Here is a 13,173-nt window from a genome sequence, read left to right as displayed (position 1 = left end):
CCTCGGCGCGGCACCCCCCCCACGCCCACGGCGGCGGCCCCCACGAGGCCGCCGCCGTCCACGCCGCTGTGTACCCCGCCGCCTACGCCGGGCGCTGGAGCACCACCAGGCACCGGCCCGTCAGGTGCACCTCGTCCCCGGCCGCGTACTGCGGTCCGGTGTCGGGGGGCATGACGTCCGGCCGGGCGGTGTTCACGATCAGCCGCCACCGCGCCCCGTGGCCCGCCGGGATGGTGAACTCCTGCGGCTCGGGGTCCGCGTTGAACATCAGCAGGAACGAGTCGTCCGTGATCCGCTCCCCGCGCGGTCCGGGCTCGGAGATCGCCTCCCCGTTGAGGAACACCGTCAGCGCCCGCGCGTGCTGCGCCTGCCAGTCCCGGGCCCGCATCTCCTCCCCCTGCGGGGTGAACCAGGCGATGTCCGACAGCTCGTCGTGCGTGCCCTCCACCGGCCGCCCGTGGAAGAACCGGCGCCGCCGGAAGACCGGGTGGTCACGGCGCAGCCAGACCATCTGCCGGGTGAACTCCAGCAGGCTGGGCGGCGGTTTGCCGGGCTCCGGCCAGGTCAGCCACGAGAGCTCGTTGTCCTGGCAGTAGGCGTTGTTGTTGCCGCCCTGCGAGCGCGCGAACTCGTCGCCGTGGCTGAGCATCGGCACGCCCTGCGACAGCATCAGGGTGGCGGTGAAGTTCCGCATCTGGCGCTCGCGCAGCTCCAGCACCTCCGGGTCCTCGGTCGGGCCCTCGACCCCGCAGTTCCAGGACCGGTTGTGGGTCTCGCCGTCCCGGTTGCCCTCCCGGTTGGCCTCGTTGTGCTTCTCGTCGTACGAGACGAGGTCGTTCAGGGTGAAACCGTCGTGGCAGGTGGTGAAGTTGATGGAGGCCAGCGGCCTGCGGCCGTCGTCCTGGTACAGGTCGGACGAGCCCGTCAGCCGGCCCGCGAACTCCGCCAGGGTGCGCGGCTCCCCGCGCCACAGGTCCCGTACGGTGTCGCGGTACTTGCCGTTCCACTCGGTCCACAGCGGCGGGAAGTTGCCCACCTGGTAGCCGCCCTCGCCCAGGTCCCAGGGCTCCGCGATCAGTTTGACCTGGCTGACCACCGGATCCTGCTGCACCAGGTCGAAGAACGAGGACAGCCGGTCGACCTCGTGGAACTGCCGGGCGAGGGTCGCGGCGAGGTCGAAGCGGAAGCCGTCCACGTGCATCTCGGTGACCCAGTAGCGCAGCGAGTCCATGATCAGCTGGAGGACGTGCGGGGACCGCATCAGCAGCGAGTTCCCGGTGCCGGTGGTGTCCATGTAGTGCCGGGGGTCGTCGGCGAGCCGGTAGTACGAGGCGTTGTCCAGTCCGCGGAAGGACAGCGTCGGCCCCAGGTGGTTGCCCTCGGCGGTGTGGTTGTAGACCACGTCGAGGATCACCTCGATCCCGGCCTCGTGCAGCGCCCGCACCGCCGACTTGAACTCCAGCACCTGCTGTCCCCGGTCGCCCGAGGCGTAGCCGTTGTGCGGGGCGAAGAAGCCGATGGTGTTGTAGCCCCAGTAGTTGCTGAGTCCGTCGTTGGCCAGGCGGTGGTCGTTGACGAACTGGTGCACCGGCATCAGTTCCAGCGCCGTCACCCCGAGCTTGGTGAGGTGCCCGATCACCGCCGGGTGCGCGAGCGCCCCGTAGGTGCCCCGCAGCTCCTCGGGGAGCTCGGGATGGCGCATGGTCAGGCCCTTGACGTGGGCTTCGTAGAGCACGGTGTGGTGGTACTCGTGGCCCGGCGGGCGGTCGTTGGCCCAGTCGAAGTACGGGTTCACCACGACCGAGCTCATCGTGCGCGGCGCGGAGTCGAGGTCGTTGCGCGAGTCGGGGCGGCCGAAGTGGTAGCCGTACACCTCCTCGCCCCAGTCGACCTTGCCGCTGATGGCCCGCGCGTACGGGTCCAGCAGCAGCTTCGCCGCGTTGCAGCGCAGCCCGCGCTCGGGCTCGTACGGGCCGTGCACCCGGAACCCGTAGCGCTGGCCCGGCATGATGCCGGGCAGGTAGGCGTGGCGCACGAAGGCGTCGGTCTCGCGCAGTTCGATGGCGGTCTCGGAGCCGTCGTCGTGCAGGAGGCACAGCTCGACGCGCTCCGCGACCTCCGAGTACACGGCGAAGTTGGTTCCGGCGCCGTCGTACGTGGCACCCAGTGGATACGTCTGTCCCGGCCAGACCTGCATAGCTGACTCTTCCCATCCTGGTCCGGCTGCTGCGGCATCGGTCACCCCACCAGATCTTCCCCGAAAGACGCCCCGCACGCGCGGACTTGGGATGCTCCTGACGGGTGACCCGGAGAGCTGACGGTCGGGTCAACCGACTGTCGGGGCATCACATAATGGGTCGGCGGACGGCCGGACCAGGGGGCACGGGTCACCTGGGGGCCGCTTCGGGCTGCGTCGGGCCGTGCGCGCGGAGTACCCTTCCGTGATCACTGGAGACGGGCGTCCAGACGCAGAAGGCGGTGCACGGGTGAGCTCGGGAGGTCTGGAGCTGCCCCCTGGTGACAGCGGTCACGAGGGCGGCCCGGCGGACGGCCCAGGGGGCGGCGCGGGCGCGGTGGCCGCCGGGGCGGTGTCACTGGCCCCGCCGGAGGCCGGTGACGTACGGGCCGGGGCCGAGCTGGACTGGGGCGCGGACGCCTGGAGCGAGGTCCGTACGCGGGCCCAGCGCGCGGGCCGGGCCTACATCTGGCTGAACCTCATCGAGCAGCGGCTGCGCTCGGTGGTCGGCGCGGTGCTGCGGCCCGTCTACGAGCCGGTGCACGGCGGCGACGACTGGGTGGTGGCCGCGGCCGGGCCGGCCGGGCAGGAGTGGGTGCAGCGGGCGGTGGCCGTGCGCGAGGTCAGCCGGCGCAAGGGCTACCTCCTCGACCCGGCCGACGACAACGTGCTGAGCTTCCTGACGCTGCCGCAGCTGCGCGAGCTGATGGTCCAGCACTGGCCCTGCTTCGAGCCGTACTTCGACGACCGGCGGGAGATCGAGCTGGCCCTCGACGAGCTGGAGGTCACCCGCAACGTGGTCTCCCGCAACCGGGCGCTGTCGCGGCCGGTGCTGGAGCAGGCCGAGCGCGCCTCGGCGCGGCTGCTGGAGGTGCTGGGCGCCGGGGCGGGCAGTCCCGCCGCGGACCGGCTGCCGATCGACGCGGTGGAGGACCTGGTCGGGGACCGGTACGCGGACGTGATCTCGGTCCATCCCGACCGGGTGCGGCTCCAGCGGATGCTGCCGGCCGAGGACCTGTTCGGAGGTGCGCGGCGGCTCGACGCCATCGGCATAGGCCTGAACCTGCTGGTGCAGAACTTCTCCGGCCGAAGACTGGTCCGGCTGACGGAGTCGGGCTGCCGGGTGCGGCTGCTGTTCCTGAACCCGGCGAGCAGCGCGGTCAAGCGGCGCGAGCGCGAGCTGGGGCTGCGCAAGGGGGAGCTGAGCCGGTCGGTGGAGATGAACATCCTGCACGTGCGGCGGGTGCGGGCGGGGCTGCGGGACCCCTCGCGGTTCGACATCCACGTCTTCGACGAGACGCCGCGCTTCACCGCCTACCTGGTGGAGGGGGAGTCCTCGGGGATCGCGGTGGTGCAGTCGTACCTGCGCCGGGCCCGTGGGATGGAGGCGCCGGTGCTGGTGCTGCGCGGGGGCGGGCGGGGGACGGCGAGGGACGCCGACCACGGCTTGTTCCCGACGTACCGGGAGGAGTTCGAGTCGGTGTGGGAGGACTCCCGGCCGGTGTCCTGAACCCTCCCCGACGGGCGCCCGCGCGGTCCGGGAGCGGGCCCACGGGCCCCGGCGGCGGGTGTGTCAGTGGCGCGTGGCAGGCTGAAACGCGTTGACCGATATACGGGGGAGGGCACGTCATGCGGACGTGGCACGGGGGAGCGCGGCGAGCGGCGGCGCGTACCGGTACGAGTACGAGGGGCCCGGGGGCGCTGGGCGCGGGGGGTGCGCGATGAGCTGGATCAGCGGGCCGCTGGCCGCCTTCGACCTGGAGACCACGGGGACGGACGTGGAGAGCGACCGCATCGTCACGGCGGCGGTCGTCCGGCTGGATCCGGACGGCGCGGTCTCGCGGGAGCGCACCTGGCTGCTCGATCCCGGCGTGGAGATACCAGAGCAGGCGTCCGCGATCCACGGCATCTCGACGGAGCACGCACGGGCGCACGGGGTACCGGCCGCCGAGGCCGTCGAGGAGATCGCGCGTGCGGTCGCCGACGGGCTGGGCGCGGGGCGGCCGCTGGTGGTGATGAACGCGCGCTACGACCTGTCCCTGCTCGACCGCGAGTGCCGGCGCCACGGGGTGGCGTCGCTGAGCGAGCGGCTCGGCGGGGTGCCGTCGCCGGTCATCGATCCGCTGGTGATCGACAAGCACGTGGACAAGTACCGCAAGGGCAAGCGGGCCCTGCACGCGCTGTGCGCGCACTACGGGGTCTCCCTCGACGACGCGCACGACGCCCGCGCGGACGCGGTGGCCGCCGCCCGGGTGGTGCGCAGCCTCGGCGAGCGGCACGGTCCCGTCGCCCGGATGCCGCTCGCGGACCTGCACGCCCTCCAGGTACGGGCGGCCGCCGAACAGTCCGTCTCGCTCCAGGCCTATCTGCGGCGCACCACGGACCCGTCGGCGGTCGTGGAACCGTCCTGGCCGCTGATACCCCGCAGCCGCTGATCCTTCGCGGCCGGTGACCCGGCGGCCGGTGTGCGGGCCGGCCTAGAAGGGGTGCCAGCGCGTCGCGGTGTCCCCTTCGCGCAGGGAGGTCACGCGGCGGCGGAACTCGGCCAGGGCGGCCGGGTTGGCGGGGGCGTGCTGGGCGACCCAGGCGCAGCTGGCCGTTTCGCGGGCGCCGCGCAGGACCGCGCAGCCCTCCCACTCCCGTACGTCCCATCCGTAGGCGGTGGTGAACTCCTCGTAGGCCGCCGGGGGGAGCCCGTACCGGTCGCGGGACAGCGCCATCACCACCAGGTCGTGTTCCCGCAGGTCGGCGGAGACGGTCTCCAGGTCGACCAGCACCGGCCCGTCCGGACCGACGTGGACGTTGCGGGGCAGGGCGTCCCCGTGGATGGCGCCCGGAGGAAGGTGCGGGGTGAGGCCGGCGACCTCGTCGGCGTAGGCGTCGCGCCGGGCCCGCAGGTACGCCGCGTCCTCGGGGTCGACGGCCGCGCCGGCCAGCCGGAGCCAGCGTTCGACCCCGCCGAGGAGGTCCCGCGCGGGCAGCGCGAACGGCGGGGCGGGCAGCGCGTGCAGCGGGCTGAGCAGGGCCGCGAGGTCGGCGGGAGCCGCCGGGCGGACCGCGTCGGGCAGCCGGTGCCACAGGGTCAGGGGGTGGCCGTCCACCAGCCGGGGTTCCGGCTCGGCCGCGCGCACCGCCGGGACGCCGGTGGCGCGGAGCCAGTCCGCGACGGCCAGTTCCCGTGCGGCCCGCTCCAGCAGCCCGGCCTCCCGGCCCACTTTGACGACCAGTCCGGCGACGGCGAAGACGGCGTTCTCGCCGAAGGAGAGCAGTTCGGCCGGTCCCCGCAGGCCCGCCCGCGTCAGTACGTCCCTGGCCCGTGCCTCGTCCATGCCGTCCCGCCCGCCCTCTCGCGCCGCCGTGTGCTGTCGTACCGCCGGAAAGTCTCCCATCCCCGGGTGAGCCGTAAATCCGTTGTACGAGACGTATCGTCTCGCTAGGGTGGCGCCATGAGCGCATCGGACCAGCCCGCCACGCCCGTCCAGCCCGCCAAGCCTGCCCACATCGCCATGTTCTCCATCGCCGCCGCCGGCCACGTGCACCCCAGCCTGGAGGTCATCAGGGAACTCGTCGCCCGCGGCCACCGCGTCAGCTACGCCGTTCCCCCCGGCTACGCCGAGAAGGTCGCCGCGACCGGCGCCACCCCGGTGATCTGGAACTCCACCCTGCCCACCGACGACGACCCGGCCGCCTGGGGCACCGAACTCATCGACCACGTCGAACTCTTCCTCCACGACGCGATGCAGGCGCTCCCGCAGCTCACGGCCGCCTTCGCGGGCGACGAGCCGGACCTCGTCCTGCACGACATCACCGCCTACCCGGCGATCGTCCTCGCCCACCGCTGGGGCGTCCCCGCGATCTCGCTCTCCCCGAACCTCGTGGCCTGGACCGGCCACGAGGAAGAGGTCGGCGCCCCCATGACCGCCGCACTGCGCGCCACCGAGCGCGGGCGGGCGTACTACGCCCGCTTCGGCGCCTGGCTGCTGGAGAACGGCATCACACAGGACCCGGACTCCTTCGTCGGGCGCCCGCAGCGCAGCATCGCCTTGATCCCGCGCGCCCTCCAGCCCCACGCCGACCGGGTCGACGAGTCGGTGTACACCTTCGTCGGAGCCTGCCGGAGCGAGGATGCGGAGCGGGGAACCTGGCGCCGGCCGGAGGCCGCCAGGGACCGGAAGCTGCTCCTGGTCTCCCTCGGCTCCACCTTCACCAAGCAACCCGCCTTCTACCGGGCCTGCGTCGAGGCCTTCGGCGGCCTGCCCGACTGGTACGTGGTCCTCCAGATCGGCAGGTTCACCGAGGAGTCCGCACTCGGCGAGATCCCGGACAACATCGAGGTGCACCGCTGGGTGCCGCAGCTGGACATCCTGCGCCAGGCCGACGCCTTCATCACCCACGCGGGCGCCGGCGGCAGCAGTGAGGGCCTGGCCACCGCCACGCCCATGGTCGCCGTCCCCCAGGCCGTCGACCAGTTCGGCAACGCCGACGTGCTGGTCTCCCTCGGCGTGGCCCGGCACGTCCCGGCCGAGCGGGCGGACGCGACGACCCTGCGGGAGGCCGTCCTCGCCCTGGTGGCCGACCCCGGGGTCGCCGTTCGCGCCGAGGCCCTCCGCGCCGCGACGGCCGCCGAGGGCGGCACCCGCCGGGCGGCCGACCTCATCGAGGAGGCACTGTCACAGCCGCCCCTTAAGGTGCGCCCATGACGAAGAAGCCCGCCGCGGAGAAGCCCGCCGCGCAGAAGCCTCCCGCCGAGAGGCCGCCCACGAAGAGATACGCGGCGCTGCTGCGCGGCATCAACGTCGGCGGCAGCAAGAAGGTCCCGATGGCGCAGTTGCGTACGCTGCTGGAGGGGCTGGGGCACGGCGACGTCCAGACCTACCTGCAGAGCGGCAACGCCGTCTTCAGCGCCGCCGAGGGCGACCCGGCCGCCCTCGCCCGGGAGCTGGAGGAGGCCATCGAGGCGCACTTCGGCTTCCGCGTGCCCTGCCTGGTCGTCGACGGGGCCTACCTGAGGGCCGTCGCCGAGGCCTGCCCCTTCCCGGCCGCCGAACTGGAGGGCAGGCAGCTGCACGCGGTCTTCTTCTCCGCCCAGCCGGGCCCGGAGCGCTTCGCCGCGCTGGACGGCCCCGCGTTCCTCCCGGAGGAATACCGCGTGGGCGACCGCGTCCTCTACCTCTACGCCCCCGATGGCCTGGGCCGCTCCAAGCTGGGCGAGGCCCTCGCCCGGCCGGCCGTCGTCAAGGGCCTGGACGTCACCACCCGCAATTGGAACACCGTCGTCAAACTGGTCGAGCTGACCCACGCGCCGTAGGCCCCGCCCCTCACCGCGCTCCGTAATAGCCCGGAAGTTCCCGCAGGTACGCCGGGATGTTGGGGCCGGCCAGCAGGCGGGGCATCCAGTCGGGGTCCGCGGCGGTGGTCAGCGGGCTCAGGGTGGTCTGCTCGAAGGGCAGGCCCAGGCGGCACTTCAGCACGCGTGCCACGTCCTCGGGCGTCAGGGCGCCGGCCGGGGCGCCGCCCGGGCAGCGGGACAGTTCGGCCCGGAGGCGCTCCACGGACGCCGGTTTCGGCAGCACCCGCTCCAGCAGGAACCGCGGATCCATGGCGAGGCCGCGCTGGAGCCGGCCGGCCGTCTCGGTGAGCGGCATCGGCGCCAGCCCCGTGCCGGGGCAGTTCACCGCCATGACCTTGGTGCGGCCGGAGCCGAACCGGGCCGCCGGCTCGGTGTCGGCGGCGGGGCGCGCCAGCGCCATGAGCGGCTCGTCCCCGTAGAGCATGTCGCCCCCCACGGACACCAGGCGGACGTTCTCCTCGGTGGCCTCGATCAGACCCCGGTACGCGTCACCGCCGCGGCCGTCCACCACCACCAGGTCGGCCGCGTAGCCCGGCGCGATCCGACCCGCGCGGCGTTCCCAGCCCATCGCCCGGGCCGGGTTCCGCGTCACCGCCTCCACCAGCTCGCGGTCGCTGAACAGCCCCTTCAGCGCGTGCCGGTTGACCAGATCGGCCACCTTCAGTTCGCCCAGGACCGACCTGCTCCCCGACGGCGCCCAGTCGGGGGCCAGGCTGATGCCGACTCCGGCCGCCTTCGCGGCGGCCACGTCCGCGGTCCTCCCGTACAGGATCAGGTTCGACAGCGGCGACCAGACCAGCGAGGCGCCGCGCCGCCCCATGTCCGCGAACTGCTCCGGCGTCAGCCCGACCCCGTGCACGGCGACGAGCCGGGGGCCCACGAGCCCGCTCCGCCGGACGGCCTCGTACTCCTGCGCCATGCGCGGTCCGGTCCCCTCGGCCAGATGCAGCACCAGCACGCCGTCCCGTTCCGCCCGCGACAGTTCCGCCCACTCGGGGGCGTCGCGGCCGAGGTCCACCCGGCTGACGGTCCGGCGCGGGCCGAGCCGGGACGTCTCGACGTTGCGGACCAGGCAGCCGGGGGCGCTGCTCGGCAGCCCGGGGTCGGCGCCCTGGAGGGCCGTCGTGCCGCCGGCCAGCGCCTTGTACTCGCCGTAGCGGCCGGCTTCCGCGGCGAGGTCGTAGAAGGCGGGGTCGGTGAGGACGAACGCGGAGGAGGTGACGCGCCGTTCGTAGTCGGCGTCGTAGTTCCGCCATTCGTACCGGTCCTGGTACGCCTTGCCGACCGGCAGGAGCGGGTAGACGGAGTGCTCGGGGTGGTTGTGCAGGTCGATCAGCCCGGGGTAGAGGACGCCGCCGGTGTCGACGGTCCGGGCGGAGCGTGCGCCCGCCGGGAGCGGGGCGCCCGCCCGGACGACCGCCTCGATGCGGCCGGACCGGATCCAGACGCGGGCGCCCGGCCAGACGTGGCCCGCGTCGTCCATCGTGACCACCGTGCCGGTGAGCAGCAGCCCGGCGCCGGACCCGGCGGGTGGTGCCGTGACCCGGGCGAGGCCGAGGGCGGTGGCGCACACGGCGCCCGCGGCCAGCAGGACGGCAACGGCTCTGCTGCGGGTCATGTCGCCTCCGGGCCCGCGCGGGAGGCCCGCGGAGTGGGGCCCGCGCGAGGACCCGGAGCCTAGCGGCAACGGCGCGGCGGCGGCAGGGCGCGCCAGTGCGGCCGGGTGCGACCGGGTGCGGTGGGCCGGGGCCGGCCGGTGCGGTGGGCCGGGGCCGGCCGCTACGCCGTCAGCGCGTCCAGCAGGGCCAGCTCCCGGGGCGTCAGCGTGATCGACGCCGCCGCGAGGTTCTGCGCCAGGTGCGCGGGCGAACCGGTGCCCGGCGTCGGGCACAGCACCGGGGAGTGGTGCAGCAGCCAGGCCAGCGCGATCTGCCCCGGGCCCGCGCCGTGCGCCGCCGCCACCGCGGCCACGGCTGCCGCGCCCTCCCGGGCCAGCGTGCCGCTGCCCAGCGGGTAGTACGGCAGGAAGGCGATCCCGCGCGCCTCGCACAGCGCCAGCACCTCGGCGGAGGACCGGTCCAGCAGGTTGTACGGGTTCTGCACCGAGGCCACCGGTACCGACTCCAGCGCCCGCAGCAGCTGCGGCGCGCTCACGGTGTCCAGGCCGATGTGCCGGATCTTGCCCTCCTCCCGCAACCGCGCCAGCTCGCCCAGCTGTTCGGCCTCCGGGACCGCCGGGTCGAAGCGGTGCAGCTGGTACAGGCCGATCCGCTCCACCCGCAGCCGCCGCAGGCTCGCCTCGCACATCCGCCGCAGGTCCTCGGGCCGGCCCGCCGCGTGCCACTCGTCGGGACCGGTGCGCACCACCCCGCCCTTGGTCGCGACCACGAGCTGTTCCCCGTACGGGTGGAGGGCCTCGGCGATCAGCTCCTCGGCCAGGTCGGGGCCGTAGTTGTCGGCGGTGTCGATCAGGGTCACGCCCTGCTCGACGGCCGCCCGCAGCAGGGCGACGGCCTCGGCGCGGCCGCCGCGCGGGCCCCAGTAACCGGGGCCGACGAGACCGCCCGTACCGAGTCCGAGGCGGCCCAGCGGCAGGTCCCCGCCGAGCGGGAAGAGGGTGTCCGTCATGGCCCGACGGTACTCCCGCGCCCACGGTGTGCCAGGCTCGGGGGATGCGTTATCTCATCATCGGCGCCGGAGCGATCGGCGCGACCATCGGCGGACGCCTCGCCGCATCGGGCCGGGAGGCCGTCCTCGTCGCCCGTGGCGCCCACGCCGAGGCCCTGCGGGCGGACGGACTGCGGCTGACCACCGCCGAGGGCACCCTCGTCCACCGGCTCCCCGTGGCCGGCGCACCGGCCGAACTGGGCGAACTGCGCCCCGACGACGTCCTGGTGCTCACCGTCAAGACGCAGGACGCCCTCGCCGCGCTCGACGCGTGGGGCGACGCCGAGGTCGCCGGCGGCGGCACGGCGGCCCAGCGGCTGCCGCTGCTGTGCGCGCAGAACGGCGTGGAGAGCGAACGGCTGGCCCTGCGGCGCTTCGCGCGCGTGTACGGGGTCTGCGTGTGGCTGCCCGCGACCTTCCTGGAGCCCGGTGTGGTCTCGGCGCTGTGCGCCCCGCTGACCGGGATCCTGCACCTGGGCAAGGCCGCCGGGGGCAGCGACCGGCGGATCGCGGAGATCGCCGCCGACCTGGAGAAGGCGGGCTTCGCGGCGCCGGTGGTCGAGGACGTGATGCGGTGGAAGTACGCCAAGCTGCTCGGGAACCTGGGCAACGCGATCCAGGCGACGACGGGACCCGAACCGGACCCGGCGAAGGCGGCGCTCCTGCTGCGGGCGATCCGCGAGGGCAAGGCCGCCTTCGAGGCGGCGGGCATCGCCTACGCCTCGGACGCGGAACAGTCGGCGGCCCGCGACGGCAAGGTCGACCAGCCCGCGGGCGTGCGCGGCGGCTCCTCCTGGCAGAGCCTGGCGCGCGGCACGGGGTCGGTCGAGGCGGACTACCTCAACGGGGAGGTGTCCCTGCTGGGCCGGCTGCACGGGGTGGCGACGCCCGTCAACGACGTGCTGCGGCAGGCGGCGAACATCTTCGCCCGGCAGGGCCTGCCGCCGGGCGCCATGTCCATCGAGGACCTGACGGCCCTGGCCGACGAGGCGGCCTCGCGCGGCTAGCGGTCCCGGCCGCCTCAGGGCGCCTCAGGCCGCCTCAGGCCGCCTCAGGCGGTAAGGGCCGTGACGGCCGTGGGGCGGCCAGGGGCCGCCTGGCCGGCCGCGTCGTAGCGGCGCAGCAGCAGGCGGGCGAGTTCCGGGGCGGCGCCGAGGACTTCGGCGACCACGTCCGCGCCGGACGCGGCCGCACCGGCGGCGATGCGGTCCGGGAGCCGGCCGGGGGCTATGACGTAGGGGGCCACCGCCACCCGTTCGGCGCCCTCGGCGCGCAGGGCCCGTACGGCGTCCTCCGTACGGGGCACGGCCGCGGAGGCGAACGCGGGCCGCACGGCGCACCAACCGGTGTGCCGCCACTCCCGCGCGATTTCAGCGATCACCGCGATCGCCTCCGGGTCGGAGGAACCGGCGGACGCGAGCACCACACCGGTGCGCGCGCGGTCCGCCGGGGTGAGGCCGAGACCGGCCTCCGCGAGGCGCCGCTCCAGGGCCGCCACCAGCAGCGGGGAGGGGCCGAGGACGTCGGCCACCCGCACGGACAGCCCGCTCAGACGGCCGGTGGCCTCCGAGAGCACCGCCGGGATGTCCGCCTTCGCGTGGAAGGCCCGCGTCAGCAGCAGCGGCAGGGCCACGGCCTCCCGTACCCCGGACAGGTAGAGGGAGGCGAGGGCCCGCGCGACGGTCGGGCCGTTGAAGTCGAGGAAGGCGGGCTCGATCCGCAGCCCGGGACGCAGCGACCGGGCCCGCCCGACGAGGGCGTGCACGGTCGCCGCGTGCCGTGGGTCGCGGCTGCCGTGGGCGATGACGAGGAGGGCGCGGGACATGAGGGCCGCTCAGTTCTTGACCAGCAGGCCGCGGCTGCGCAGCACCCACCGCTCGACCGGGCTGAAGATCAGCAGGTCGATGGCGATGCCGACGACGAGGATCAGCAGGATCGCGAGGAACACGCCGGGCAGGTCGATGTTGTTGCGGCCGTTCTCCAGCAGCTGGCCGAGGCCGAGGCCCAGGTCGGGGGAGCTGGCGATGATCTCGGCGGCCATCAGGGAGCGCCAGGAGAACGCCCAGCCCTGCTTGAGGCCGGCCAGGTAGCCGGGGAGGGCGGCGGGCATGATCACGTGGCGGGCGCCGCGCAGGCCGGTGGCACCGAGGGTGCGGCCGGCGCGCAGGAACAGCGGCGGGATCTGGTCGATGCCGGAGACGAGGCCGTTGGCGATCGAGGGGACGGCGCCCAGCAGGATCACCGTGTACATCATGGCGTCGTCGAGCCCGAACCAGAGGACCGCCGGGGGGACCCAGGCGACCGAGGGCAGGGACTGCAGGCCCTGGAGGATCGGCCCGATCGCGGCGCGGACGAACTTGACGCGGGCGACGAGCAGGCCGAGCGGGGTGCCGATGGCCAGGGCCAGCAGGAAGCCGAGCAGACCGCGCGACACGCTGGTCCAGATGACGTCGAGGAGGGTGCCCTTGAGCCACATCCCGGACAGGCTGTCCCACACCGCGGACGGCGCGGGCAGCTTGGTCTCGTCGGTGACCTTCAGGGAGACCAGCACCTGCCAGACCACCAGCACGAGGCCGACGGCCAGCAGCGGGGGCAGCGCCTTCTTGGTGAGGACCTCGCGCAGCGGGGTGCGGTGGGTCTGGACCGCGTCGAGGGCGTCGAGGCCCGCCTCCAGGCCGGCCAGGTCCTCGTGCCTGGTTCCGGCCTTCGAGGTGGTGTCAGTGCTGGCCATGGCGGCGGATCTCCCCACGCAGGTGTTCGGTGATCTCAAGGGACAGCTCCGCGACGTCGGCGTCCTCGATGCGGCGCGGCTGCGGGATGTCCACGGTCCACTCCTTGGAGACCCGGCCGGGGCGGGAGGAGAGGAGGACGACGCGCTGGGCGAGGCGGACGGCCTCGCGGACGTTGTGGGTGACGAAGA

At 74.2% G+C, this 13,173-nt stretch carries 11 protein-coding genes and 1 pseudogene; 5 read left to right on the top strand and 7 right to left on the bottom strand.

The annotated features are described in order from the left end of the window. Nucleotides 1–82 precede the first annotated feature (82 nt). Nucleotides 83–2,197 (bottom strand): glycogen debranching protein GlgX, encoded by a 2,115-nt coding sequence (gene glgX / locus ACZ6ZT_RS12100; RefSeq protein ID WP_469718352.1) that lies wholly within the window; start codon nt 2,195–2,197, stop codon nt 83–85. Nucleotides 2,198–2,486: 289 nt separating this feature from the next. On the opposite strand from glgX, the gene ACZ6ZT_RS12095 reads away from it, so the two are divergent. Both ACZ6ZT_RS12095 and ACZ6ZT_RS12090 read left to right on the top strand, forming a co-directional pair. Then, nucleotides 2,487–3,746, top strand: a complete 1,260-nt coding sequence (locus ACZ6ZT_RS12095) for an SAV2148 family HEPN domain-containing protein (RefSeq protein WP_469718348.1) — start codon at nt 2,487–2,489, stop codon at nt 3,744–3,746. A 211-nt stretch (nt 3,747–3,957) separates the two neighbouring features. Beyond that, on the top strand, nt 3,958–4,671 hold the full coding sequence (locus ACZ6ZT_RS12090; protein WP_469718346.1) for an exonuclease domain-containing protein: 714 nt from the start codon (nt 3,958–3,960) through the stop codon (nt 4,669–4,671). Nucleotides 4,672–4,713: 42 nt separating this feature from the next. Here ACZ6ZT_RS12090 and ACZ6ZT_RS12085 read toward each other — a convergent pair whose 3' ends face one another. After that, nucleotides 4,714–5,565 carry a phosphotransferase enzyme family protein gene (locus ACZ6ZT_RS12085; RefSeq protein WP_469718342.1) on the bottom strand — a complete coding sequence of 284 codons (852 nt, stop codon included), beginning with the start codon at nt 5,563–5,565 and terminating at the stop codon, nt 4,714–4,716. Between the two features lie 117 nt (nt 5,566–5,682). On the opposite strand from ACZ6ZT_RS12085, the gene mgt reads away from it, so the two are divergent. Then, on the top strand, nt 5,683–6,936 hold the full coding sequence (gene mgt, locus ACZ6ZT_RS12080; protein WP_469718340.1) for a macrolide-inactivating glycosyltransferase: 1,254 nt from the start codon (nt 5,683–5,685) through the stop codon (nt 6,934–6,936). Further along, nucleotides 6,933–7,544 (top strand): DUF1697 domain-containing protein, encoded by a 612-nt coding sequence (locus tag ACZ6ZT_RS12075; protein ID WP_469718338.1) that lies wholly within the window; start codon nt 6,933–6,935, stop codon nt 7,542–7,544. Before mgt ends, ACZ6ZT_RS12075 begins: the two co-directional genes overlap by 4 nt. 10 nt (nt 7,545–7,554) lie before the next feature. Here ACZ6ZT_RS12075 and ACZ6ZT_RS12070 read toward each other — a convergent pair whose 3' ends face one another. Together ACZ6ZT_RS12070 and ACZ6ZT_RS12065 are read right to left on the bottom strand one after the other, a co-directional pair. Beyond that, complete coding sequence (locus ACZ6ZT_RS12070) at nt 7,555–9,204, bottom strand: amidohydrolase family protein (RefSeq protein WP_469718336.1); 1,650 nt, start codon at nt 9,202–9,204, stop codon at nt 7,555–7,557. A gap of 161 nt (nt 9,205–9,365) precedes the next feature. Further along, nucleotides 9,366–10,214, bottom strand: a complete 849-nt coding sequence (locus ACZ6ZT_RS12065) for an aldo/keto reductase (RefSeq protein ID WP_469718332.1) — start codon at nt 10,212–10,214, stop codon at nt 9,366–9,368. 44 nt (nt 10,215–10,258) lie between these two features. Between ACZ6ZT_RS12065 and ACZ6ZT_RS12060 the strand changes: the two genes are divergently transcribed. Then, entirely contained in the window at nt 10,259–11,260 is a 1,002-nt protein-coding gene (locus ACZ6ZT_RS12060; RefSeq protein WP_469718329.1) for a ketopantoate reductase family protein, read from the top strand. Between the two features lie 44 nt (nt 11,261–11,304). Here ACZ6ZT_RS12060 and ACZ6ZT_RS12055 read toward each other — a convergent pair whose 3' ends face one another. The 3 genes and pseudogenes from ACZ6ZT_RS12055 to ACZ6ZT_RS12045 form a co-directional block, all read right to left on the bottom strand. Then, nucleotides 11,305–12,078: a sirohydrochlorin chelatase gene (locus ACZ6ZT_RS12055; protein ID WP_469718325.1), complete on the bottom strand. Its 774-nt coding sequence runs from the start codon at nt 12,076–12,078 to the stop codon at nt 11,305–11,307. A gap of 9 nt (nt 12,079–12,087) precedes the next feature. Then, nucleotides 12,088–12,984 carry an ABC transporter permease gene (locus tag ACZ6ZT_RS12050; protein WP_469718321.1) on the bottom strand — a complete coding sequence of 299 codons (897 nt, stop codon included), beginning with the start codon at nt 12,982–12,984 and terminating at the stop codon, nt 12,088–12,090. Continuing rightward, a pseudogene (locus tag ACZ6ZT_RS12045) lies at nt 12,971–13,173 on the bottom strand (ABC transporter ATP-binding protein); the annotation flags it as partial. The pseudogene ACZ6ZT_RS12045 and the gene ACZ6ZT_RS12050, both read right to left, overlap by 14 nt.

The sequence above is a fragment of the Streptomyces sp. NPDC102258 genome (genome assembly GCF_055584685.1).
Note: the sequence above shows the minus strand (reverse complement) of the source record. Positions and strands in the feature narration are given on the sequence as shown.